Source organism: Amycolatopsis cihanbeyliensis, from assembly GCF_006715045.1.
GTDB classification, from domain to species: Bacteria; Actinomycetota; Actinomycetes; order Mycobacteriales; family Pseudonocardiaceae; genus Amycolatopsis; species Amycolatopsis cihanbeyliensis.
In genome coordinates this window covers 4,771,987-4,795,315 of record NZ_VFML01000001.1, presented here as the reverse complement: position 1 = coordinate 4,795,315, position 23,329 = coordinate 4,771,987, and the positions used below count along the sequence as shown (strand labels likewise).

Sequence of the window (23,329 nt, the reverse complement as noted above, 5' to 3'; positions counted from 1 at the left end):
CGGTCCCACCGAGCACGGCGGGGCCGACGAGAAAGGCGTCCGCGGTGCGGCCACGCGGCCGGCTTCGCTACGCTGGCCGCGCCATGGCCAGACTCCGTAGCCGCGTGCTCGCCGCGGCCGAGAACGCCCTCGCCCGCGACAAGTACGTCGCGCCCATCGAGCTACTCGGCGCCCTCGGCTGGCTGCCCCCGCCCCGCGCGGAGGAGTGGCGGCAGGGCCGGATCCCGTACCTGGCGCAGGCGCTGCCGGTGGAGCCGGACCGGATCCTCTCCGTGCTCGGGTACCTGCGGGAGTGGGCCGAGGACAGCGGGCTGGTGCCGACCGAGATCGGCTACCCGGCCGGTACCAGGGACCGCAGGCCGCTGCGGTTCACCGCGTCCGGCGACGAATCGCTGGAGCGGAGCTTCCGCACGCACTGGATCTCCACCGAGCTGCCCGAAGGCAGGCGGCGGCGACTGGAAACCAGGCAGGCCAAGGCACCGGACCTGGTGGTGACCGTTCCGGCCGGGGCGTGGGAGTGCGCGGGCTGCGCCGCGGCGGCGCCCGCGGGCGAGTTCCTCCTTCTCGAGGAGGGCGAGCCGCTCTGCCTCGCCTGCGCGGACCTGGACCACCTGAGCTTTCTCCCCGCAGGCAACGCGGCGCTTTCCAGGCGTGCGAAGAAGGAGAGCCCGCTGTCCGCCGTCGTGCTGGAGTTCAATCGCCGCCGCAACCGGTACGAGCGACGCGGGGTACTGGTCGACCGGGCGGCGCTGGAGCTGGCCGAGCGGCAGTGCCTAGCCGACGAGGATGTGCGGGCCCGGCGGCGGGAGCGGGACGCGGTGCGGAGGGCCGACCAGGATGTGCGGTTCCAGGCCGCCATGGCGGAGCGCATCCGCGAGCTGTACCCCGGCTGCCCGCCCGAGCGGGCGGCGGCGATCGCCGAGCACGCGGGGACAAGAAGCAGCGGCAGGGTGGGCCGGTCGGCGGCCGGGCGGGCGCTGGACGAGCAGGCGGTCCGACTCGCGGTGATCGCCTCGGTGCGGCACCTGGACACCGACTATGACGAGCTACTGATGTCCGGGGTGCCACGGATCGAGGCGCGGGAGCGGATCGCCGCCGAGATCGACCGCGTGCTGCGCGGCTGGACGTAGCACACGGGCCGGTGGGCGCGGGGGCGCACCCACGCCCACCGGGAGTGTCGGCTGTTACTGGGCGAAGCAGTAAGCCTGGCTGCCGAAGTTCCAGCACTGCACCTGCTGGGACGCGGTATCACTGTTACCCGCCGCATCGGTCACCGTCAGCTCAGCGGTGTAGGTCGCCTGCCGATTCGGATACGTATGCGTCGTGCTACTCCCACTACCACTCCGGCCGTCCCCGAAATCCCAGGCATACGAAGCGATATCGCCATCCGCATCCGTAGACCGCGTACCGTCGAAACTGCACTCATCCCAATAACAAGACACCTCCACAGACGCCTGCGGCGGCTCACCCGACTGCGGCGGCCCACCCGCGGTCACCTGCTTGGTCGTGCTACCGGTGTTGCCCTCGTCATCCGTCACCGTCAACTCGACCGAGTACGTCCCAGCCTCCACATAGGTGTGCGAAGGACTCACCCCGGAACCGGCCTCACCATCACCGAAATCCCACGCATACGACGCCACCGAACCATCCGGATCACTCGAGGCCGAACCATCGAACGCACACGACGGCTCAGTCTCCGAACAATCCGCCGAGAACGAAGCCCGCGGATCGGTCGGGGTGCCACCGCTGCCGCCGGCCAGCTCCCACAGCGCCCAGGAGATGGCGTCGACGTTGTGACCGAGCGCGGTCTCGTTGAGGTTGGACATGGTGTCGCAGGACTGGTGGTAGCACCGGTCGTAGGCGACCCCGGCCTGGCCGCCCCACTTGTCCGCCTGTGCCTGGGTCTTGCGCTGTTCGGCTCCGGTGAAGATGCCACCGGTCTTGATCCCGATCCGCTGGAAGGACGCGCTGTCACTGCGCCCGCCCACGCTCTGACCCTCCGTCGGCACCCCGGCATCGACGTAGTAGTCCTTGATGGTCTGCTCGATCGCCGGATCGTCATCGTTGTAGACGAAGTAGCCTGCGTTCGGCGAGCCGATCATGTCGAAGTTCAGGTAGGCCTCGATCCGGTCGCGCTCGCCGCCGGACAGCTCGCCTGCGTAGTGCTTGGAGCCGTTCAGCCCGGCCTCCTCGTCACCCCACCAGCCGAACCGGACGGTCACCGGTGGGTTCGGGTTGGCGGCGGCGAAAGCCTCGGCCACCGCGAGGATCCCGGCCGACCCGGTGCCGTTGTCGTTGATGCCAGGCCCCCGGCACACGCTGTCCAGGTGGCCACCCAGCATGAGGACCTTGCTGGTGTCCTGACCCGGCAGTTCGGCGAGCACGTTGCTGCTCTGCCCGCTCCAGGTGGAGAACGGCTGCTCGGTCACCGTGTACCCGGCCGCCTCGGTCTTCTCCATCACGTAGTCCACCGACCCGGTGTACCCACCGGAGCCGGTGCAGCGGTTCCCGTTGCCCTGGGTCTCGGCGATGTTCTGGAACTGGCGAAGGTGATCCATCACCGCTTCGGTCGAGATGTCCGGCGCCCCGTTCGGCAGGTCCGCGGCCTGCGGGGCCGCGGCCGCCACCGGAGCGGCGAACCCCGCCGCCAGTGTCGCGACCGCTACCGCGACCGTCGTCGACATCCGTCTCATTGTTGGTTCCTTCCTGTCCGGTCGGGGTTCTACTGGGCGAAGCAGTAGGCCTGGCTGCCGAAGTTCCAGCACTGCACCTGCTGGGACGCGGTATCACTGTTACCCGCCGCATCGGTCACCGTCAGCTCAGCGGTGTAGGTCGCCTGCCGATTCGGATACGTATGCGTCGTGCTACTCCCACTACCACTCCGGCCGTCCCCGAAATCCCAGGCATACGAAGCGATATCGCCATCCGCATCCGTAGACCGCGTACCGTCGAAACTGCACTCATCCCAATAACAAGACACCTCCACAGACGCCTGCGGCGGCTCACCCGACTGCGGCGGCCCACCCGCGGTCACCTGCTTGGTCGTGCTACCGGTGTTGCCCTCGTCATCCGTCACCGTCAACTCGACCGAGTACGTCCCAGCCTCCACATAGGTGTGCGAAGGACTCACCCCGGAACCGGCCTCACCATCACCGAAATCCCACGCATACGACGCCACCGAACCATCCGGATCACTCGAGGCCGAACCATCGAACGCACACGACGGCTCAGTCTCCGAACAATCCGCCGAGAACGAAGCCCGCGGATCGGTCGGGTTCCCCTGGCACTGCTCACTTCCGGTCACGTCAACCGCGTCCCAGGCCGCCAGCACGCCGCGGTACTCGGTGGAGCACTCGCCGTAGAGCTCGGTCGCGGCGGCGAGGGTGTCGGCACGGGCGTCCGGGTACTGGGTACGGGAGACGAAGTACTCGTCCAGTGCCTTGAACCAGATGTCCGCGGCCTTCTCCTTGCCGATCCCGGTGACCGTGGAGCCGTCACAGGTCGGGCTGTCGCCGTACTCGGTCTGCCCGCTGCCCTCGGCGAGCAGGAAGAAGAAGTGGTTGCCGATGCCCGAGGTGTAGTGCGGGTCGGCGCGGCGGCCCTGCTCGTAGCAGCCGAAGGAGTTGCCGTCCAGGGTCGGGTCGTACATGTACCGCAGCGGCGAGCCGTCGCCCCGGATGTCGATCTTCTCGCCGATGTCGTAGTCACCCTGGTCGGCGGAGATACCCGCGTAGAACTCGGCCATCGTGCCGAAGATGTCGCTGGTGGCCTCGTTCAGCCCGCCGCAGTCGGTCTCGTCGTAGCACAGCCCGGAAACGGCCTCGGTGACCCCGTGACTCATCTCGTGCCCGGCGACGTCCAGGGCGGTCAGCGGATTGCGGTTGTTCTGGCCGTCACCGTAGGTCATCTGCCGGCCGTCCCAGAACGCGTTGACGTAGTTGTCGCCGTAGTGCACCCGGCTGGGCACACCGCGGCCGTCCCCGAAGATGCCGTTACGGCCGTGCACGTTCTTGAAGTAGTCGTAGGTGACCGCCGCACCGAAGTGCGCGTCCACCGCGGCGGACTGGTCGTTGGAAGGGCTGCCGTTGCCCCACTGGTCGTCCTCGTCGGTCATCCGCGAGCAGTTGTACCTGCCGTTGTTCATATCGCAGGTGGAGCCGTCGCCCCGCTCGGGGTCGGTCAGCTCGTAGCTACCCGCGGAGCCGGTGGTGTCGATCTCCACCGAACCGACGTGCACCCCGTCGCCGGTGCCCGCCATCACCTCGTCGGTGCGGAACAGCAGCGCGCCGTCCTCCGCGTCGGTCACCACGTGCAGCCTGCTCGGCGTCTGGCCGTCCGGCTTGAAACCGGAGACCACGGTCTCCCAGGCCAGCCGCGAGTCGTCCCCCTCCTCGACGCCGGCGTCCACCACCAGCCGGGGCTCGCCCACCTCGTCGACGTCGCCACGGAAATGCCGCGGCGCCGCTGCCCTCGCTGCCGCCGCGGTGATCTCCGGGTCGGTGTCCACCGCCACCGGCCGGTCCTGGGACATGGACATGCCGGTCAGCGCACCGGCGGAATCGTGGTGCACGACCAGATCACCGCCGAGGACCGGCAGGCCCTGGTAGGTCCGGTCGAAGCGCACGTCGGTCGAGCCGTCCGGACCGATGATCACGCGATGTACCTGGTAGTCGTCCTGGGTCGAGGACTTGGCCAGGCCGGATCGCTGCGCCAGTGCCTGTTCGGCACGTGCGATCGCCTCCGCCCGATCCGGCCGGTCGGCCGGATCGGGTTCGGCCGCGGATGCCGCTACTGGTGGGACCATGGTCAGGCCCGCCAGCAGCACCGCGGTACCCAGAGCGCGCAGGGTTGTGCTCATGGCTACCTCCGTTGCGGTGTGCCGCGGCAGGGCCGCGGCACACATAGGATCTTCCGCATGTCACTGTCCGGTGGCCGTGATTTCGGAATCAATCCGTAGACCTACCTAGTTAATTCGCTGGCACACCGGAAAACCGACGAAAGTAGCCAGTGAACCGGCACCGCGCCGAAAGAATCCGTAGGGGTTACGGAGCCAGGTGCGGATTGCTCTCTCCGCGGCTTCCTGCCGATGCTCGGTGGGCCGGACATCCGGTGCGCCCGCACCGCGGTGCGCTGCCCACCGAGCGAAAGAGGCAGGATGAGACGAGTTCGAACACGAAGGTTCGGCGGTGCCGCCGGGCTGGTGGTCGTGGCCGGGCTGCTGGCGATGACCCCGGGACTGGCCCAGGCGGCCGAGCCGACGACCGAACCGACCGACCCCGGTTTCCAGGCGACCACGCCGATGGAGGCGGAGCCCCAGGACGGCCCGGGCACCCAGATCGTCGGCGGGGAGAAGGTCTCCGTCGAGGACTACCCGTATGCCATCGCCATGCTGAGGGAGGGTGGCCCGCGCCCGATGGGTCAGACCTGCACCGCCTCCGTGGTGGCGCCGAAGGTGATCGTCACCGCGGCACACTGCAAGGATGGGGACGGGGCCAAGTCGATGTACTACGGCGCCGACGACCTGACCGTCGGCGGCGGCACCGAGATCGAGGTCGAGCACTACTTCCAGCACCCGAACTACCAGTCCCCGAACGGATGGCAGACCGGGTGGGACGTCGGGATCGTGGTGACCAGGACCGAGATCCCGGTCCCGGACGGGTTCAGCTACCCCCGGGTCGCCGACTCCGGGGACACCGCGCTGGACGACCCGGGTACCGACGCGCTCACCCTCGGCTACGGCCGCATCCGGGATGGGGAGAACGAGTACGGGCACCTCAAGAAGGCCGACCTGCCCATTGTCGAAGGGCAGAACACCTGCGGTTCGTTCGGCTCGTTCAACGAGAACTACATGATCTGCGCCGGGTACGCCGACGGGCACGACGGGATCTGCCAGGGTGACAGCGGTGGGCCACTGGTCGTGAACGGGGTGGTCATCGGGGTCAGCTCCTGGGTCCAGACCGGCTGCGGCAGCTACGGCGCCTGGGGCCGGTTGACCAACGAGATGGGCGACTGGGCCAACGAGAAGATCGAGGAGCACAGCGATCCCACCGAGCCGGGCGCACCCTCGGCCTCGTTCACCGCGGACTGCTCGGCCACCGAGCCGAACTGCTCCTTCGACGCCTCGGCCTCCACCGACGAGGACGGCTCGATCGCCTCCTACGCCTGGGACTTCGGCGACGGCCGGACCGGCGACGGGCGGACCCCCTCGCACGACTACGCCCAGTCAGGCGAGTACACCGTCGAGTTGACCGTCACCGACGACGAGGGCAAGACCGATACCGCGCGGGAAACGGTCTACGCGGGCGAGCCGCCGGCGGGCGACCCGCCGTCGGCCTCGTTCACCGTGCAGTGCCAGTGGCAGAACTGCACCGTCGACGGCACGCGCAGCACCGACCCGGACGGGGATATCGCCTCCTACGCCTGGGACTTCGGTGACGGCCGGACCGGCAGCGGAGCCACGGCCTCGCACGCGTACCCGAGCCGGCAGGCGAACTACACCGTGCAGCTCGAGGTGACCGACCGGTCGGGTAACACCGATACCGCCACGAAGCAGGTGCAGTGCTGGGACCTCGGCAGCCAGGCCTTCTGCTTCGGGCAGTAATCCGACCATTCGACAAACACAGGACACCGGGGTGCACCCACTGTGCAGGGGGGTGCACCCCGGTCCGCTGTCCCGGAGTCAGTGCGGGCAGGTGTCCCGGTACTCGGAGATGTCGGAATCCGGGCTCGGCGCGGGGCAGAGGAACCGCTCGTAACGGGTGTCGTTGTCGATGAACCGCTTCAGCCACGAGATCGCGAACTTGGCGATGACGGTGTTCGGTGAGTTGGTGACGAAGTGGCCCTTCCCCTTCATCTCCAGGTACGCCTTGTCCAGTGAGGAGGGAAGGGAATCGTAGAACGGCTCGGCATGGCTGCCGACCGGCGCGATGAAGTCGGTCTCCCCACCGATGATCATCGTGGGAACATCCACATCGGACCAGTTCTGGTTGAGATGCCACGGCGCCAGCGGGATGGCGGCCTGGAGCTCAGGCCGTTCGTCCACAGCGGACAGCGATCCGCCGCCACCCATCGAGTGACCGAGCACGCCGAGCCGGTCGGCGTCGATCCGGTCGGCGACCGGGCTGCGGGCGGTGAGGTGGTCCAGCGCGGCGAGGAGTTGATCCCCGCGCGGGTCGGGGAAATCGAAGATGCCGTTGGTGTCGATGGTGAACACCACGAAACCCTGGGACGCGAGCCGCTCGCCGTACCAGGAGATGGCGGACTGGCTCTCGATGAAACCGGGCGAGATGGCCACCGCGCCGAAGGTGCCTTCGCTGGTGTCGGTCGGGTAGTGGATGGTGCCACCGCCGAATCCCTGCGCGCTGTCACGGGCGACCGTGGTGGTGGCCGTGGCGAACGGGCCGCGCGGGGCTTCGACGCTGCTTTCGGTCGGATCGGGGCCGCGTTCGAACGGGTTCTCCTGTGCGGTCGCGGCCGGTGTGGAGCCGAGCAGCGCCGCGGCCGCGACCAGCGCGGTGAACGCTCCCGGCAGGTACCGCCGGGGCTTCCTGCCGATTCTTCCATTCAAAGTGGACACGCCGTCTTTCCTCCTGTGCGCAGGGAAGTGCGTCCAGCACGCTAGAAGTCCGGTAACGGCGCGAGCAACACGTTCCTACCGAGACCGATTCAGAATCGGAAGCGTATGACAGGTGGGAGGTGGGAACCTGTCACGACGGTGACAACCCAGGAACGCGCGGGATTACCGGTGGTGCTCGCGCCGCTCGTGCGCCTCGCCCGCGCCCGCCCAGGGTTCGGTGTGCACCACGGCGGACACCAGCCGCGGCACCGCGTGCAGCAGCGCGTGCTCGACCTCGTGCGCGAGTTCGTGCGCCGCCCCGACCGGGAGCTCAGGATCCACCGCCACCGCCAGCTCGGCATGCAGCTTGTGCCCGATCCAGCGCATCCGCAGCTGATCGACCTTGGCCACCCCGGCGACCTCGGCAGCGGTGCGCTCGGCGAGCCCGACGGTGGCGGGGTCCACCGCGTCCATCAGCCTGCCGAAGACCTCACGCGCCGCATCGCGCAGCACGAAGCAGATGGCGACGGTGATGAGCAGCCCGATGATCGGGTCGGCCGCGGGGAAACCGAGCCCGACCCCCAGCGCGCCCAGCACCACGGCGAGTGAGGTGAACCCGTCGGTGCGGGCGTGCAGGCCATCCGCGACCAGCGCCGCGGACCCGATCTCCCTGCCGACCCTGATCCGGTAACGGGCCACCAACTCGTTGCCGAGGAAACCGATCACACCCGCGGCCGCCACCACCGGCAGGTGTTCCACCAGCTCGGGCCGGATCAGCCGCCACATCGCCTCGTAGCCCGCGAGCGCGGCCGATGCGGCGATCAGCAGTACGACCACCAACCCGGCGAGGTCCTCGGCCCGACCGAAGCCATAGGTGAACCGGCGGGTCGCCGCGCGGCGACCGAGCAGGAACGCGATCCACAGCGGCACCGCGGTGAGCGCGTCGGCGAAGTTGTGGATGGTGTCCCCGAGCAGCGCGACCGATCCGCTGAGCACGACGACGGCCAACTGCGCCAGCGCGGTCACCAGCAGCACGCCGAAGGACAGTGCGAGCGTCCGCAGGCCCTTGCGGCTGGTCTCCAGCGAGGCATCCACGCGGTCGGCGCTGTCGTGGCTGTGCGGGGTGAGCAGGTGCCGCAACCGGTGCCACCAGCCGGACCGCCGCCCGTGGCCGTGCCCGTAGTCATGCCCGTAGTCGTGGCCATGGCCGTGGCCGTGGCCGTGCTGCTCGTGCGGCATCGCGATCCTCTCGCTCGTTCCCCGCCCACGGTTGCCGGAGTGCCCTGCGTACGGGCATCATGCAACCATGCGCGCGCATGAGCACACAACTACTCTCGATCCCGACCAGCTCGCGGTCGGCGCCGGAGTGCTCGGCCTGCTCGCCGACCCGACCCGGCTGCACCTGCTGCACCTGCTCGCCGGGTGGGAGCAGGACGTGAACACCCTCACCGCGCAGGTCGCCGCCTCCCGCTCCTCGGTGTCCCAGCATCTGAGCCGGTTACGGCTCGCCGGGCTGGTGCGGGCCCGCCGCGAGGGCAGGCGGATGTACTACCGCCTCGCCAGCGAGCACCTCGCGGCACTGGTGGCCGAGGCACTCGGTTATGCCGACCACACCGTGCGTCACATCCCGCACCATGGCGAGTCCGAACCGACCCCGGCGCGTGCGGGAACGGCAAACTCACGCGCGTGAGCGGCAAACTCACGCGCGTGGACGGCAAACACGCCGACCTGAGCGGCAAACACGCCGCTAGTTGGCGCGGTAGGGGCTGCCGGCCGGCAGGGCCGCGGCGGCGATGTGCCCCGCCAGCCGGTCGATATCGCCCTGCACGCCGGCGCAGGTGACCCGGATGTGGTCCGCCGCGAGCGGCGCGGACAGGAACGGGGAGCCGGGGGCCGCGGTGATCTGGTTGACCGCGAGGGCGACCAGCGCGGCCGTCTCGTCGCGTACCTCGATCCAGAGGTTGATCCCGTCCCCGCCCGCCACCCGCACTCCCCTGCTCGCCAGCGCCTCGGTGAGCAACCCGCGGCGCTGCGCGTAGATCCCGCTGGCGTGCGCCACCTCGGCGACCGAGGCGGGGTCGGTCAGCAGGTGCAGCAGCAGTGCCTGCAGCAGGCGACTCGACCAGGCCGGTCCCAGCAGGCGGCGGCGCAACACCTTCTCCACGATCGCGTCGACCCCGCCGAGCGCGGCCAGCCGCAGGTCGGGCCCGTGTGACTTGGAGAAGCCGCGGACGTGCACGGTCTGCTCCGGCAGGTAGCTGCCGAGGCTCACCGGCGGTGAGGTGGACAGCGGCGCGCCGTGGTCATCCTCGATGATCACCAGATCCTTGGCCACGCCGAGAATCGAGGCGAGTCGCATGGCCCGCTGGTCGGACATGGTGTGGCCACTGGGGTTCTGCGCTCGCGGCTGGATCACCAGCGCGGCGGGCGGGGAGCCGGCGACCGCCTCGGCCAGCGCGTCCGGCCGCACCCCCTCGGCGTCCAGCGGCAGCCCGAGCACGGTGATCCCGCGTTCCTCCAGCAGGTCGAGGATCGGCGGGAAGGTCGGGTTCTCCACCAGTACCCGGTCGCCGAACCGCAGCACCACCTCGAAAACCCGGTCGATGGCGTCCATCGCACCGTCGACCATGGTGAGCGCGGCCGGGCGGAACGGCCAGTCGGCACGCAGCACCTCTTCCAGCTCCGGCAGCACCGGCGCGTCGAAGTAGGAACTCGCCGCCGCATGCCTGCTCAGCTTGTGCATGGCGGGCCCGAGATCGGGCAGCAGCTCGGGATCGGGCGTTCCGGTGGAAAGGTCCAGCGCGGGCGGCGGGCCGTTGTGGTGCAGCTTGGAGAATCTGGTCGCCGCGGCGGGCTGCGGCCGCCCACGCACGGTGGTACCCCGGCGACCGCTAGTCTCCACCACCCCGGCATGGGACAGCGAACGCCAGGCTTCGGAGACCGTCGTCGGGCTCACCCGCAGGCACCTGGCCAGCGCCCGCACCGTGGGCAGCCGGGTGCCGACCTCGACATCCCCCGTGGACACCAGCCGAGCCACCGACCTGGCGATTCCGTCGGCGCTGCTGTCTGCGAGGCGGGCGGCCAGGCGCTCCGCGGTCCACATCTTTTGTACGGTAACAAAACTCCCTTGTATTTCAACAATGAGCGACGTTTGATTCTGGCTGGCATCGCGCAGCACGCCGCCAGGAGGAACGATGAGCCGTCCGGTTCGGGCCAGGGATCTTGGTATCGAGCTGCCGGGAAACACCGGCCCGCACAACGGGATCACCGATGTGCCCGGGGTGGAGGTCGGTTACACCACGCTTATCGACGGTGACGGCCCGCTGCGGGTCGGCTCCGGCCCGGTGCGTACCGGGGTCACCGCCCTCCTGCCACGCGGCAAGGACGGTGTGGGCACCGCCTGCGCGGCGGGCTGGTACTCGCTGAACGGCAACGGCGAGATGACCGGGACCACCTGGCTCACCGAGACCGGTTCGCTGGACACTCCGGTGCTGATCACCAACACCCATGCCGTCGGACCGTGCCATCGCGGGGTGATCGACTGGATCGTCGAGCACAAACCCGCGATGGCAACGGAGTGGCTGCTGCCGGTGGTCGCCGAGACCTGGGACGGCTACCTGAACGACATCAACGGCCCGCACGTGCGGCCGGAGCATGCGGTACGGGCGATCGACACCGCGGCGGGCGGTCCGATCGCGGAGGGCTCGGTCGGCGGCGGCACCGGGATGAACTGCTACGCCTTCAAGGGCGGCAGTGGAACCGCGTCCCGAGTGGTCCAGTACGGACAGTACAGCTACACGGTGGGAGCCTTCGTACAGGCCAATTTCGGAGCCCGGCGGGAGCTCACGGTCACCGGAACCCCGGTCGGCAACGCCCTCGCCGCGGACAACCCGCTCGAGGAGGCGGACTCGACCCCGCCTCCCGGCTCCGGTTCGGTGATCGTCGTCCTCGGCACCGACGCCCCGCTGCTACCGAACCAGTGCACCGCACTGGCCCGGCGGGTCCCGCTGGGCCTCGCCCGCACCGGTACCACCGGCTCGCACTTCTCCGGAGACATCTTCCTCGCGTTCAGCACGGCCAACGCCGGTGCGCTGAACAGTTCCTCTCCCCGGGGCGAACCGCGCGCAGGTGACTACGACGTACTTCGTTTCATCCCCTGGGGACGGATGGATCCCTACTACCGGGCGGTGGTGGAGGTCGTCGAGGAAGCCGTGCTGAACGCGCTGGTCGCGGGCGAAACCATGGTCGGGAGGGACGACCACCGTTCCCCCGGGCTGCCGCACGACGATCTCGTGCGGCTGCTCCGGCGGCAACAGACGGGGTAAACGACCCGAGCAAGGGATGGCAATGAACGCGTCCGAGAAGTCGATCGACGCCACGAACACCGGGCAACCCAAGCAACTTCGTCGCGGGCTGAAGGTGCTCGGCACCGTACTGATCACGCTGTCCGCGATCACCCCGGCCTCCTCGGTGTTCATCATCGCGCCCGGCGTCCTCGAGCAGGCCGGAACCGGTGCACTGTGGAGCTTCCTCGCCGCCGGCGTGGTCGGGATCTTCATGGCCTTCGTCTACGCCGAGCTTGCCTCGGCCTACCCGCTGTCCGGCGGCGAGTACGCCATCGTCGGCCGCACGCTCGGCCGCCTACCGGGTTTCCTGATCCTCGGGCTGTTCCTGATCACCCAGCTGCTGATCCTCGCGGTGATCGCGCTCGGGGTCGGCACCTACCTCGGCGTGCTGCTGCCGGGGCTGAACGGGCAGGTCACCGCCGCGGTCGTGGTCATCGCCTCCGCCGTACTCGCGGTGTTCGACGTCAAGTTCAACGCGGTGGTCACCGGGATCTTCCTCGCGGTCGAGATGGCGGCACTGGTCGTGCTGTCCCTGCTCGGTTTCCTCAACGTGGAACGCCCGATCGGTGAGGTACTCCTCGAACCGACTGTCCTTTCCGGACAATCCGATCTCGCGCCCACCTCGGTGGGGCTGATCGCCGCGGCGGTCGCGGTCGCGATCTTCGCCTACAACGGCTACGGCAGCGCGGTGTACTTCGGCGAGGAGACCGCGGACGCCAACCGGGGTATCGCCCGAGCGATCCTGTGGGCACTCGGGATCACCGTGATCGCCGAGCTGCTCCCGGTGACGGCGATGGTACTCGGTACGCCGGACCTCGCCGCCACGTTCGGCGCGGAGAACATGATGAACCACTTCGTCATCGAACGCGGCGGGAGCACGTTGAACACGGTGATCAGCCTGGCGGTGGCGCTGGCCATCATCAACGCGGTCATCGCGATCACCCTGCTGAGCGCGCGACTGCTGTTCAGCACCGGCCGGGATCGGGTCTGGTCCCGCTCGATCAATCGGGGCATGGCGTCGATCCACCCCCGGTTCGGCACGCCGTGGGTGGCCACCCTGGTGACCGGGGTGGTTGGCGCGGCGATCTGTTTCGTGGACGAGACCTTGCTACTGGTGCTCACCGGAACCGGGTTGGTCGTGGTCTACGGGAGCCTGTGTGTCGCGGTGCTCGCCGGGCGTCGCAACGGATCCACCGCGCATGCCGCGTACAAGATGCCGCTGTTCCCGCTGCCGCCGCTGATCGGGCTGGGCGCGCTGGTTTACGTGGTGTACCAGAACGCGCTGGACCCCAAGATCGGCAGGCCGAGCCTGATCGTGACCGGCGTGGTCCTGCTGATCGCGCTGGCGTACTACGTGTTCGTGCTGCGCCGCCGTGGCACCTGGGAACTGCGCGGCCCCGAGGAAGACAATTCGACCACAGTAGACACCCCTGCCACCACGGAACCCGAAAAGCCCTGAACGTGGCCTTCACAACGCTCAGCGTCGCGAACGGCACTATTGGGACATCCAACGTCCGGAAAGCCACGTTCAGGGCCTCTCGGCGACGGGGTTACGCGGTGTCAGGAGCCCGCCTGCTGTTTCAGCTCGGAGCGGTCGGCCTCCCAGCACTGCACACCCTGGATGTCCGGCAGCCGGTCGCGGGTGAACACCGGGTCCAGCCCCTGCCTGCGCTGCTCCTGGTAGTCCTTGAGCAGCCGTATGGCCAGCATCCCGAGCGGTGCGATGGCGACCAGGTTGACCACGGCCATCACCCCCATGGTCACGTCCGCGACACTCCACACCAGCTCCAGCGAGGCCACCGCGCCGAGGAACAGGATCACGATCACCACGCCGCGGAAGATCGGCAACGCCCGCGGGTTCGAGGTGAGGAAGGTGAGATTCGCCTCGCCGTAGTAGAAGTTGCCGAGCACGGAGGTGAACGCCAGCAGGAAGATGATCGCGGTCAACAGGTGCAGGGACCAGGTTCCGAGGTTGGCCTCCAGCGAGCTCTGCGTCATCGAGGCACCGACGGCCTCACCGTAGGTCGGGTCGGAGACCAGAATGATGAACGCGGTGATCGAGCAGACGATCAGGGTGTCGAAGTAGATCCCGAAGGTCTGCGCGAGGCCCTGCTTGACCGGGTGGCTCACCGCCGCGGTCGCGCCGGCGTTCGGCGCGGAGCCCATGCCCGCCTCGTTGGAGAACAGGCCGCGCCGGATGCCCTGCATGATGGCGGTACCCACGGCCGCGGCGCCGATCTCCTTGAAGCCGAACGCCGCGCCGACGATGTCGCCGAGCACGGCCGGGATCTTCTCCACGTTCATCAGCACCACGATGATGCCCATGATCAGGTAGATCAGCGCCATGAACGGCACGGTCATCTGGGCGACGTGGGCGATCCGGCGAACCCCGCCGAAGACGACGAGCGCGACCAGTGCGACCAGGGCGAAGCCGACCACCGGAGCGACCCAGCTTGCCTCCTCCTCACCGGTCACCGAGGTCACCGAGGAATGCACGGCGTCCACGATGCTGTTGGCCTGCACCATGTTGAAGGTGAAGCTGAAGGTGAAGATGATGACCACCGCGAACAGGATGCCCATCCAGCGCGCCTTCAGCCCGTGCTGCATGTAGTAGGCGGGGCCGCCGCGGTAGCCGGTGCGATCCCGGACCTTGAACAGCTGGGCCAGGGTGGACTCCACGAACGCGGCCGAGCCGACGACCAGTCCCATGACCCACATCCACAGCACGGCGCCCGGCCCGCCGAGTGCGATGGCGATCGCGACCCCGGCGACGTTGCCGGTGCCGACCCTGGCGGCCGCCGAGATGGAGAAGGCCTGGAAGGAGGAGATGGCCTTCTTGCCGTCCGGCGCGTTCTCCGGCTTGCTGCGCAGGTTGCGGATCATCTCCGGGAGCATTCGGAGCTGCACCCCGCCGGACCGCACGGTGAAGTAGATCCCGACCAGCGCGAGCAACGGGATGACCACGTAGGTCCAGAAGAGGTCGTTCACCTCGCCGATTCCGTCGATCAGGCCGTCCATGCCGCACTCCTTGTTCGGGTGATCGGATACTTGACGTCGAAGAGTTGGCGGGCACCCGCGGCCAGCGCGGCCGAGGCGAGCTCGCCTGCCGCCTGCAGCCCACCGACCACCTCGCCCCCGCCGTACACCGGAACCGTTGCCGGCTCGAGCAGCCGCTCCGGATCGAGGCCGCACAGCGCCAGTGCCGCCGCGGCGGCCGGCATCCGGGCCCGGTCGGCACCGTCGGCGATCTTGATCGCCACCGCGTGGCCGTCCGGCAGCCCGACCACCTGCACACCCTCGAAGCCGTCCTTGGCGATCAGCCCCGGGACGGCTCGCATCAACAGGGTCACGTCCCTGCTGGTGCCCGCCACCAGCTCGGGGTGCGCGCGCAGCGCGCGGGCGAGGTCGCCCTCCGCTGTGCCCGCGCCCGCGGTCGCGATCCGCGCCAGCGCGCGGGCCAGCCCGGTCAGCGAGATGGAGAACAGCGGCGCACCGCAGCCGTCCACGCTGGGTTCGGCGACCCGTTCGCCCGCGAGCTCGGACACGGTGGCGGCGAGCGCGCGTTGCAGCGGGTGGCCGCGGTCCAGGTAATCTCGGGTGGACCAGCCGCGCGCGCGGGCCGTGCGCAGCATGGCGGCGTGTTTGCCGGAACAGTTGTGCGCCGCACGCCGCGGGGCCCGGCCGCGTGCCAGCCACTCGTCGCGCATCGCGGGATCGTACGGCAGGGCGGGCGGGTTGCCCAGATCGTGTTCGCTCAGTTCCGCCGTACGCAGGATGGCATGGGTTCCGGCGAGGTGGATGTCCTCGCCCGAATGGCTGGCGGCGGCCAGCGCGAGCAGGTCGTCCGGCAGCTCCAGCCCGGCCCGCAGCAGGCCGACCGCCTGCAACGGCTTGGCGGCCGACCGCAGGAAGAACGGCGACTCGATGTCGCCCGCGGCGAACTCGACCCCACCGTCCGGCCCGAGCACGACCAGGGATCCATAGTGGATGCCCTCGACCACGCCGTCCCGGACCACGTGCACGAGCGGGACCGGATTACCCATGCCGGTCCTCCGGCCCGACGATCGCCTGCAGGCTGGCCTCGACCGCGGCGAGGTGGTCCCGCATACCGGCCTCGGCCTCGCCCACGGAGCCAGCGAGGATCGCCCGCACGATCCTCCGGTGCTCCACATTGCACTGCTCGCGGCGGCCGCGCAGTCGGTTGACCAAGCTGGACTGGCGCGCGAGCGCGTCCCGGATCTCCTCGATCATCCGCCGGAAGACCTCGTTGCCGGAAGCCCGCGCGATGGTGATGTGGAACAGCGTGTCCAACGCCGTCCAGGCCAGGTCGTCGGTCTCCGTCTCCATCCGCTCGGCGAGCTGCGCGAGCAGGTCGAGGTCGTCCTCGGAGCGTCGGGCGGCGGCGTATCCGGTGACCGGGATCTCGACGTGCCTGCGCACCTCGACCAGGTCCCGTGCCGAGTAGGAGCCGAAGATCGGGTTGCTCACCGCGGTACTGGCCGCGACGAAGGTGCCCCTGCCGGTGTGCGAGCGGGTGAGCCCGATCGCCTGCAGGGCGCGCAGTGCCTCCCGGACGACCGACCGGCTGACGCCGTAGTGCTGGGCCAGCGCGGACTCGGCAGGCAGCTTCTCGCCGATCGCGTACTCGCCCCTGCCGATGGCGTCCCGCAGGTCGGCGAGCACGGCCTCCATCGCGCTCACCCGGCGTGGGACCGCCTGACCGGCAGTCCGGCTGTCGGACAGGTTCACGGCGGAGCACCGTAACCTGCCCGCCGACCCCCGTCAACGAGGGCTCAGCGAATGGGCTGGCCGAGGAGTGCCAGGAGGGCGTTCAGCAGGGCGGAGCCGAACGTGGCCAGTGCCTGGGGCGACAGCAGCGAGGACGCGACCGTCTCGGTGTCGCAGCCCGGCCGCGACGGTTCGCCCGCGAAACGCGCTTTCAGCCAGTTGATCGCGCCGGCCGCTCCGGTGACGGTCAACGCCACGTGCTCGCTGAGGATGTCCCGGCGGTAGCTGAGCTGGGCGCCGTCCGCGCAGAACCGATCGACGAGGCCGTCCACGTCCTCGTGCGGGATGAGCTGGTCGTTCACCGAGTGGTAGACGAGCAGCGGCGCGGTCGGCGTGTGCTTGCCCATCGTGTTGGCCGCGAGCACGTCCCTGGCGACCGGATGGTTCAGCGGGTCCTCGTTGCTGAAGTAGGAGTAGATGTCCTTGAACGGGAACCGGGCGACGGCCTGCGGGTTACACAGGGTCTTGACCTCCGCGAACGCCTCCCTGCCCTCCGGCGTCAGGTTGGCGTCCAGGTACCCGGCCAGCTCCGGGTATGCCTCGCTCAGCCCGGCGATGCCACTCATCGCGAGCCCGGAGACGGCCGAACCGTTCACGTTGTCCAGGACGTGCTCGACGTTCACCGGCAGCCCACCCTCGGCGACGCCCTTGACGTCCAACTCGGGGGCGTACCCGGGGTGCAGTTCGGAGGCCCAGCCGGAGGCCAGCGCGCCACCGGAGTAGCCCCACAGCCCGACGTCGGTCTCCCTGCCGTCCAGGCCCAGCGCCGGGAAGTTCTGCGCGGCCCGGATGCCGTCCAGCACCGCCTGCCCGGCCTGCTTGCCTGCCACGTAGGCGCTGTCCGGGCCCTCGTAGTCCGGGACGGTCACCGCCCAGCCCTGCTTGACGGCCGCGTCCACGAGCAGGATCTCGGCCTGCGTGACGATGTTGTCGTTACCCGCGCCCTGCCGCCACTGGTAGGAGGGCGCGCAGTGCGCGGCGGCGCTGTCCTCGGCGACCTGGTAGGACAGCAGCGGTCGGGACCGGTCCGGTTTCGCGCCCCAGGGCAGCAGCACCGTGGTCACCGTGGCCTGCGGCCGATCCTGGGTGTCGGTCGTGCGGTAGAGCAACTGCCAGGCCTGCACCTTCTGCGGCAGCAGCGCGAACGCGGCGAGGTCGACCGGGCGGGACCGCAGCACCGTGCCCGGTTCGGTCGACTCGAAACCGGCGGGTGGTTGGTAGAAGGGATCGTTCCCGGGCTCGGGTGGGGCGGCCGCGCCCGCCGGGGCGGCGGCCACCGTGCAGGCCATGATCACCGCCAGCACGGCGCCGAGGAACCTGCGAAGCCGGGTGGACCTGCTCATCGTTGCCACCTTCCGTGGGGACACCGAATCCGCTGCTCGGGGACGCGAGCGGGACGTGTACCGGACAGTAACCCGCCCGCGGCTTATCCAACAAGACTTCTGACCAGATTTTGTCTTGTCCCATCCGAGCCCCACCCGAGCCCCACCCGACCGAGTGGTTACGACAGGTGGGCGCGCAGCCCGGCCAGGTCCTCCGGTTCCGGCTCGAGGTCGAGATCGCGCAGGGTCCCGGCGAGCCGCTCGGGCAGGACCCGGGTCCGTTCCGTCCGCCCGCTCGCCCACTCGACGGTCAGCTCGTCACCGACCAGGCGGCGGTTGACCCCGTGATCCAGCCGCATCACGACCAGCTGCCCGGTGAACGGCGAGCGGGGGTGGGTGGACACGTAATGGTGCGCGACCTCGTAGTCGACCGGCCGCTGCGGCGACTCGTCCGAGACGTGCAGCACCTCCCACTCGTCCCCGTTCCGCTTGGTCAGCGCCCACAGGTTCCCCTGCCGGACGATCCGGTGCGGCCAGCCGGCCTGGTCGACCTCGGCGCCGTCCCGCAGCGGCATCGGGTACATCATTCCCGCGCCGAATCCGACATCGGTGAGGTAGTCGGTGCCCTCGGCGTGCACGGCCAGGGTCATATGCGTACGCAGCCCCGACCGGTGCGGCTGCACCCGCGCCATCCGCCGGTGCACGGTGTACCCCAGCCGCTCGAGCACGGCGGCGAACAGCAACCCGTGCTCGTAGCAGTAGCCGCCCCGGCGCCGGTGCACCAGCTTGTCGGCCACCACGCCGAGGTCCAGCCCGGGGTGCTTGCCGAGCACCACGTCCAGGTTCTCGAACGGGATCGCGCGGATATGCGCCTCGTGCAGTGAGCGCAGTGCCTCCGCCGCCGGCGCGACCAGCGGGTGGCCGATCCGTTCCAGGTAGGCGTCCAGGTCGACGGCTCCGATGTTCCAGTCCCGCGTCTCGGTGAGCTCCAGCGTCGGTGTGGTCATGGGAACCAGCCTCGCACCTGAACCTAAGTCGAGGTCAACACTCACCGCCCCCGACCCGGAACTACGTTTAGCCCGCTAACTGTAGTTCCGGGGCATCCACCGCGGCGTGCCCGGCCGAGCCCGGGCCGGTTTCCGGACGATCGCGTGTCAACCTCGCGCTCCGTCCATACCCGACACCCGGCGCCCCGCGAGCGGCCCGAGCAGCGCCGCCGCCAGCAGGCAGCCCAGTGCGGCGACCAGCAGCACGCTGCCGAGCACGTCACTGGGCCGATGCCAACCCGCGATCATGGTGGCCAGGCCGATCACGACCACACCGACCATGCCGGGGACGGCCACCCACCAGCGGGCGCGAGCGGGCGAAGCGAACAGCAAGGCCAGCAGCAGGGCCATCGCGGCCGCGACGTGGCCGCTGGGAAAACTGTTGTGCGTCGTCGAGCCCGCAACGTCGAGGTCGGGACGGGGTACCAGCAGCTTGAGCGAGCGCGCGGCGACCACCGAGACCAGGAACAGGCCGACCCCCGCCACGGCCGCGCGCCACCGACCGAGCAGCACGCCCGCCAACAGCACCAGCCCGAGGAGCGCGCCCAGCACGGGCGGCTTCCCGAAGACGGACAGCACGACACGTGCGGGCTCGAGCAGCACGGTCGGTCGCCCGAATCCGCCACCTGGCAGCAGCTCCTGCTCCAGGGCCTGGCCCGCACGCGTCCCGACGAACACCAGGCAGATCAGTCCCAGTGCGGACAGGCAGCCCAGCGCGGTCACCAGCAGCCGCTTGACCCGGCCCCGGTCGGCACCCGTCCTGAAGTACAGCGAGTTCGAAGACACCCTGCCCATGATCGACCAGGTTTGTGCCGAGACCGTCCGCACCTCGCGCCGATTCTGTTACAGCCCTGATTCCGATCCGGCGCGCGCATGCCCGCCGCTGCCCTGTGCCGGCGCGACCCGGGAGGTCACCGGGTCGCCGTGGAGGTACCGGAGCCGGCAAGGGGGCTCGAACCCCTGACCTTCCGCTTACAAGGCGGATGCTCTGCCAACTGAGCTATACCGGCGGGCGCGTGTCAACGCGGTGTCAAGTGTATCGGCCACGGTGAGCCGGCGGCCGACGCGCCCGCATGACCTCCGCGGGTCTGTGGTGGACGCCACTGCTCACACCGTGCAACGGTCGGACAATGGAGGTCGATGGTCAGCGGGAATCACGGGACTGAGTGGGGAGGTGAACCGTCGTGAAGGCCAGGCAACGGGCCAGGACGCCCGGAAACCGCAAGAACGTATGGCAGGTGCTCGAGCCGCCGCAGGACGAGCACGGGCCGGACAACCGGACCGCGAACCGGCGTCACGGGCGCACGGCCCGCAGCCGGGCGTGGCACGTGCTGGAGGCGCCGACCGGTGAGCAGCCCGCGGTGGACACCGACGCCGCCATCGGTCCCATGCTGCCCGACGAGAGCACCGTCCACTTCGTACTGGACCTCGCGCTGCGGATCGGCGAGGTGCAGATGCTCAGCGGGGCCGGTGCCTCCGACGTGACGGCCACCATGCTCGCGGTGACCCAGGCGCTCGGCCTGCCGCACTGCGAGGTCGACGTGATCTTCACCTCGATCACCATCACCTGCCACCGCGGGTCCGACCTGCCTCCGGTCACCGCACTGCGGGTGGTCCGTGGCCGCAGCCTGGACTACAGCAGGCTCACCGCCACCGAGCAGTTGGTGCAGTGGATCACCCGCGGCCGGATCAGCGTCGAGGAGGCCTCCACCGAGCTGCAGCGGATCTACGACGCCCCGCATCCCTACCCGCGCTGGATCTCCACGCTGGCCTGGGGCGGGATGGCCGCGTTCATCTCGCTGATCATCGGCGGCAACGTCTGGACCGCGCTGGCCGCGTTCGTGATCAGCTCCGTGGTCGACCGGTTCGGCAGGCTGCTGAACAAGTACGCCCTGCCGTTCTTCTTCCAGCAGGCCATCGGCGGGTTGATCGCCACCATGGCGGCCACCGTGCTGGTGCACTTCAAGATACTGCCGCTGGAGCGACCGACGCTGGTCGTTGCCGCCGCGATCACCGTGTTGCTGTCCGGTTTGTCCACGGTGTCGGCCGTGCAGGACGCGATCACCGGGTATTACGTCACCGCGGCCGGCCGCTCGATGGAGGTGGCGATGATGAGCGCCGGGCTGATCACCGGTGTGGCCATCGCCATCAACATCGCGGACACGCTCGGCATCACCAGCTCCTCCCCCGCGCTCGCGGACACCATGACCCGGTTCGAGCTGCCCGTGATGATCATGGGGGGGTCCGGCGCGGCGGCCTGCTTCGCGCTGGCCTCCTACTCCCGCTTCCGGCCGCTGCTGGTGGCCAGCGTGGCGGGCACGGTCGGCGCGGCGGCCTACGGCACCCTGCGGCTGCTCGAGGCGAACCAGATCACCGCCTCAGCGGTCGCGGCCACCCTGGTCGGGCTGGGCGGCGGGGTACTCGCGCGCAGGCTCAAGGTGACCCCGCTGGTGGTCGCGGTGTCCGGGATCACCCCGCTGCTGCCCGGTCTGGCCACCTACCGCGGCCTGTACATGCTCATCCAGAGCGGCGCCATCGTCACGCTGATGACGGCGGTCGCGATCGGGCTCGCCCTGGCCGCGGGCGTGGTCCTCGGCGAGTACCTGGCCCAGCCGTTGCGCACCGGCCTGGGCAGGCTGGAACGCAGGCTGTCCGGGCCGCGGATGGCCGGGCCGCTGCGGCAGAGCCGCCGGCTCGACTGAGCTACCCGGCGCACTCGACTGAAAGAGTGTTGTGCTGCTGGATTGCTCACATCTCATGCCGGAGCCGCACCGGATACTGTTCGTGGTATGGCACCCCCGGAGAGCACCGAGCCAGAACGCACGGCGGCGGAGTTCGTGGTGGTGGCCAACCGGCTACCAGTCGACCTCGAACGTTCCGCCGATGGCACGCAGCGCTGGACCCAGAGCCCCGGCGGCCTGGTCTCCGCGCTGGAGCCGTTCCTACGCTCCCGCAGGGGGGCCTGGGTCGGCTGGCCGGGGGTGCCCGACGTCGAGGTGGACGAGTTCGTCGACGAGGGCCTGATCCTGCACCCGGTGCGGCTCACCAGCGATGAGGTCCGGGACTACTACGAGGGCTTCTCCAACGCCACGCTCTGGCCGCTGTACCACGACGTGGTCGCCCGCCCGGTGTTCGACCGCGGCTGGTGGGAGAGCTACGTCCGGGTGAACCAGCGCTTCGCCGAGGCCAGCGCGCAGGTCGCCGGCCAGGGCGCGACCGTATGGGTGCAGGACTACCAGCTCCAGCTGGTGCCCAGCATACTGCGCGAGTTGCGCCCCGACCTGCGTATCGGCTTCTTCCTGCACATCCCGTTCCCGCCGGTGGAGCTGTTCATGCAGCTGCCGTGGCGAGCGGAGATCGTGCGCGGGCTGATCGGCGCCGATCTGGTCGGATTCCACCGGCCCGGCGGGGCGCAGAACTTCCTGTGGCTGGCCAGGCAGCTGATCGGCCTGGAACCGAGCCGGGGTGCCGTGGGGGTGCGCTCCCGGCCGGGCATGGTCCAGGTCGGCGACCGCATCGTGCGGGTCGGCTCCTTCCCCATCTCGATCGACGCGCCTGGCCTGGACAACGTCGCCCGCAGCAAGCACGTCGCCGACCGGGCCGCCCAGGTGCGCGCCGAGCTGGGCAACCCGAAGACCATCCTGCTCGGGGTCGACCGGCTGGACTACACCAAAGGCATCGACCTGCGGCTACAGGCACTGCACGAGTTGCTGCACGAGGGCCGGATCAGCGCGGAGGACGTCACCTTCGTCCAGTTGGCCACCCCCAGCCGCGAGCGGGTGGAGCACTACCAGCGGATGCGCAGCGACATCGAACAAATGGTGGGCCGGATTAACGGGGAGTTCGCCCGCGTCGGGCACCCCGTCGTGCACTATTTACACCAGTCGGTGAACCGCACCGAACTGGCCGCGTTCTTCTCCGCTGCCGACGTGATGGTGGTGACCCCACTGCGCGATGGGATGAACCTGGTCTGCAAGGAGTACGTCGCCTGCCGACACGACCTGGGGGGAGCGCTCGTCTTGTCCGAGTTCGCGGGCGCCGCCGCGGAGCTGAGCAGCGCCTTCCTGGTCAACCCCCATGATCTCGACGGGGTGAAGAACGCACTGGAGGCTGCCATTACGCTCGACCCAGCCGAGGGCCGGCGTAGGATGCGCGCCTTACGTCGACAGGTCCTCACCCACGACGTCGACAGGTGGGCGCGCTCGTTCCTTGAAGCCCTCGGGACCGAGCCGACCAGCTGAGTTCCCATCACCCTGCGAAGCTCCTTAAGGA

18 protein-coding genes and 1 tRNA gene are annotated in these 23,329 nt (G+C 69.6%); 7 read left to right on the top strand and 12 right to left on the bottom strand.

Annotated elements, in window-relative coordinates; all coding sequences use genetic code 11:
- Positions 1-83: 83 nt before the first annotated feature.
- On the top strand, positions 84-1,130 hold the full coding sequence (locus FB471_RS21815; protein WP_142000260.1) for a DUF2293 domain-containing protein: 1,047 nt from the start codon (positions 84-86) through the stop codon (positions 1,128-1,130).
- A gap of 54 nt (positions 1,131-1,184) precedes the next feature.
- Here FB471_RS21815 and FB471_RS21810 read toward each other — a convergent pair whose 3' ends face one another.
- Together FB471_RS21810 and FB471_RS21805 are read right to left on the bottom strand one after the other, a co-directional pair.
- Positions 1,185-2,684 (bottom strand): M20/M25/M40 family metallo-hydrolase, encoded by a 1,500-nt coding sequence (locus FB471_RS21810; protein WP_211358092.1) that lies wholly within the window; start codon positions 2,682-2,684, stop codon positions 1,185-1,187.
- A gap of 38 nt (positions 2,685-2,722) precedes the next feature.
- Positions 2,723-4,858, bottom strand: coding sequence for a M4 family metallopeptidase (locus FB471_RS21805; RefSeq protein ID WP_142000258.1), 2,136 nt, complete (start codon positions 4,856-4,858; stop codon positions 2,723-2,725).
- 297 nt (positions 4,859-5,155) lie between these two features.
- On the opposite strand from FB471_RS21805, the gene FB471_RS21800 reads away from it, so the two are divergent.
- A complete protein-coding gene (locus tag FB471_RS21800; RefSeq protein WP_170220889.1) occupies positions 5,156-6,601 on the top strand; it encodes a PKD domain-containing protein in 1,446 nt (481 codons plus the stop codon).
- A 78-nt stretch (positions 6,602-6,679) separates the two neighbouring features.
- Here the strand turns inward: FB471_RS21800 and FB471_RS21795 are convergent, their stop codons facing one another.
- Together FB471_RS21795 and FB471_RS21790 are read right to left on the bottom strand one after the other, a co-directional pair.
- Positions 6,680-7,567: an alpha/beta hydrolase family protein gene (locus FB471_RS21795; RefSeq protein ID WP_425457111.1), complete on the bottom strand. Its 888-nt coding sequence runs from the start codon at positions 7,565-7,567 to the stop codon at positions 6,680-6,682.
- 171 nt (positions 7,568-7,738) lie between these two features.
- A complete protein-coding gene (locus FB471_RS21790; protein ID WP_142000255.1) occupies positions 7,739-8,794 on the bottom strand; it encodes a cation diffusion facilitator family transporter in 1,056 nt (351 codons plus the stop codon).
- A 67-nt stretch (positions 8,795-8,861) separates the two neighbouring features.
- Here FB471_RS21790 and FB471_RS21785 point away from each other — a divergent pair, with 67 nt between their 5' ends.
- A complete protein-coding gene (locus tag FB471_RS21785) occupies positions 8,862-9,245 on the top strand; it encodes an ArsR/SmtB family transcription factor (RefSeq protein WP_142000254.1) in 384 nt (127 codons plus the stop codon).
- Between the two features lie 57 nt (positions 9,246-9,302).
- Here FB471_RS21785 and FB471_RS21780 read toward each other — a convergent pair whose 3' ends face one another.
- The gene (locus tag FB471_RS21780; RefSeq protein ID WP_142000253.1) at positions 9,303-10,658 is read right to left on the bottom strand and encodes an aminotransferase class I/II-fold pyridoxal phosphate-dependent enzyme; all 1,356 of its coding nucleotides are present in this window, start codon (positions 10,656-10,658) and stop codon (positions 9,303-9,305) included.
- Between the two features lie 91 nt (positions 10,659-10,749).
- Between FB471_RS21780 and FB471_RS21775 the strand changes: the two genes are divergently transcribed.
- Together FB471_RS21775 and FB471_RS21770 are read left to right on the top strand one after the other, a co-directional pair.
- Positions 10,750-11,880 carry a DmpA family aminopeptidase gene (locus tag FB471_RS21775; RefSeq protein ID WP_142000252.1) on the top strand — a complete coding sequence of 377 codons (1,131 nt, stop codon included), beginning with the start codon at positions 10,750-10,752 and terminating at the stop codon, positions 11,878-11,880.
- A 22-nt stretch (positions 11,881-11,902) separates the two neighbouring features.
- Positions 11,903-13,360, top strand: coding sequence for an APC family permease (locus FB471_RS21770; protein ID WP_142000251.1), 1,458 nt, complete (start codon positions 11,903-11,905; stop codon positions 13,358-13,360).
- Between the two features lie 101 nt (positions 13,361-13,461).
- Here the strand turns inward: FB471_RS21770 and FB471_RS21765 are convergent, their stop codons facing one another.
- The 7 genes from FB471_RS21765 to FB471_RS21735 form a co-directional block, all read right to left on the bottom strand.
- Complete coding sequence (locus FB471_RS21765; protein ID WP_142000250.1) at positions 13,462-14,919, bottom strand: alanine/glycine:cation symporter family protein; 1,458 nt, start codon at positions 14,917-14,919, stop codon at positions 13,462-13,464.
- A complete protein-coding gene (locus FB471_RS21760; RefSeq protein WP_142000249.1) occupies positions 14,907-15,944 on the bottom strand; it encodes an asparaginase in 1,038 nt (345 codons plus the stop codon). The genes FB471_RS21765 and FB471_RS21760 overlap by 13 nt, the downstream gene beginning before the upstream one ends.
- The gene (locus FB471_RS21755) at positions 15,937-16,593 is read right to left on the bottom strand and encodes a FadR/GntR family transcriptional regulator (protein ID WP_211358254.1); all 657 of its coding nucleotides are present in this window, start codon (positions 16,591-16,593) and stop codon (positions 15,937-15,939) included. Before FB471_RS21755 ends, FB471_RS21760 begins: the two co-directional genes overlap by 8 nt.
- A gap of 101 nt (positions 16,594-16,694) precedes the next feature.
- Entirely contained in the window at positions 16,695-18,032 is a 1,338-nt protein-coding gene (locus FB471_RS21750; RefSeq protein WP_142000247.1) for a lipase family protein, read from the bottom strand.
- A gap of 158 nt (positions 18,033-18,190) precedes the next feature.
- The gene (locus tag FB471_RS21745) at positions 18,191-19,018 is read right to left on the bottom strand and encodes an arylamine N-acetyltransferase family protein (RefSeq protein WP_142000246.1); all 828 of its coding nucleotides are present in this window, start codon (positions 19,016-19,018) and stop codon (positions 18,191-18,193) included.
- A gap of 147 nt (positions 19,019-19,165) precedes the next feature.
- A complete protein-coding gene (locus tag FB471_RS21740) occupies positions 19,166-19,843 on the bottom strand; it encodes a phosphatase PAP2 family protein (RefSeq protein WP_142000245.1) in 678 nt (225 codons plus the stop codon).
- A gap of 151 nt (positions 19,844-19,994) precedes the next feature.
- Positions 19,995-20,067 (bottom strand) — tRNA-Thr (locus FB471_RS21735).
- Positions 20,068-20,241: 174 nt separating this feature from the next.
- Here FB471_RS21735 and FB471_RS21730 point away from each other — a divergent pair.
- On the top strand, positions 20,242-21,759 hold the full coding sequence (locus FB471_RS21730) for a threonine/serine exporter family protein (protein ID WP_142000244.1): 1,518 nt from the start codon (positions 20,242-20,244) through the stop codon (positions 21,757-21,759).
- A gap of 87 nt (positions 21,760-21,846) precedes the next feature.
- On the top strand, positions 21,847-23,298 hold the full coding sequence (locus tag FB471_RS21725; protein WP_142000243.1) for an alpha,alpha-trehalose-phosphate synthase (UDP-forming): 1,452 nt from the start codon (positions 21,847-21,849) through the stop codon (positions 23,296-23,298).
- The last annotated feature ends 31 nt before the right edge of the window (positions 23,299-23,329 follow it).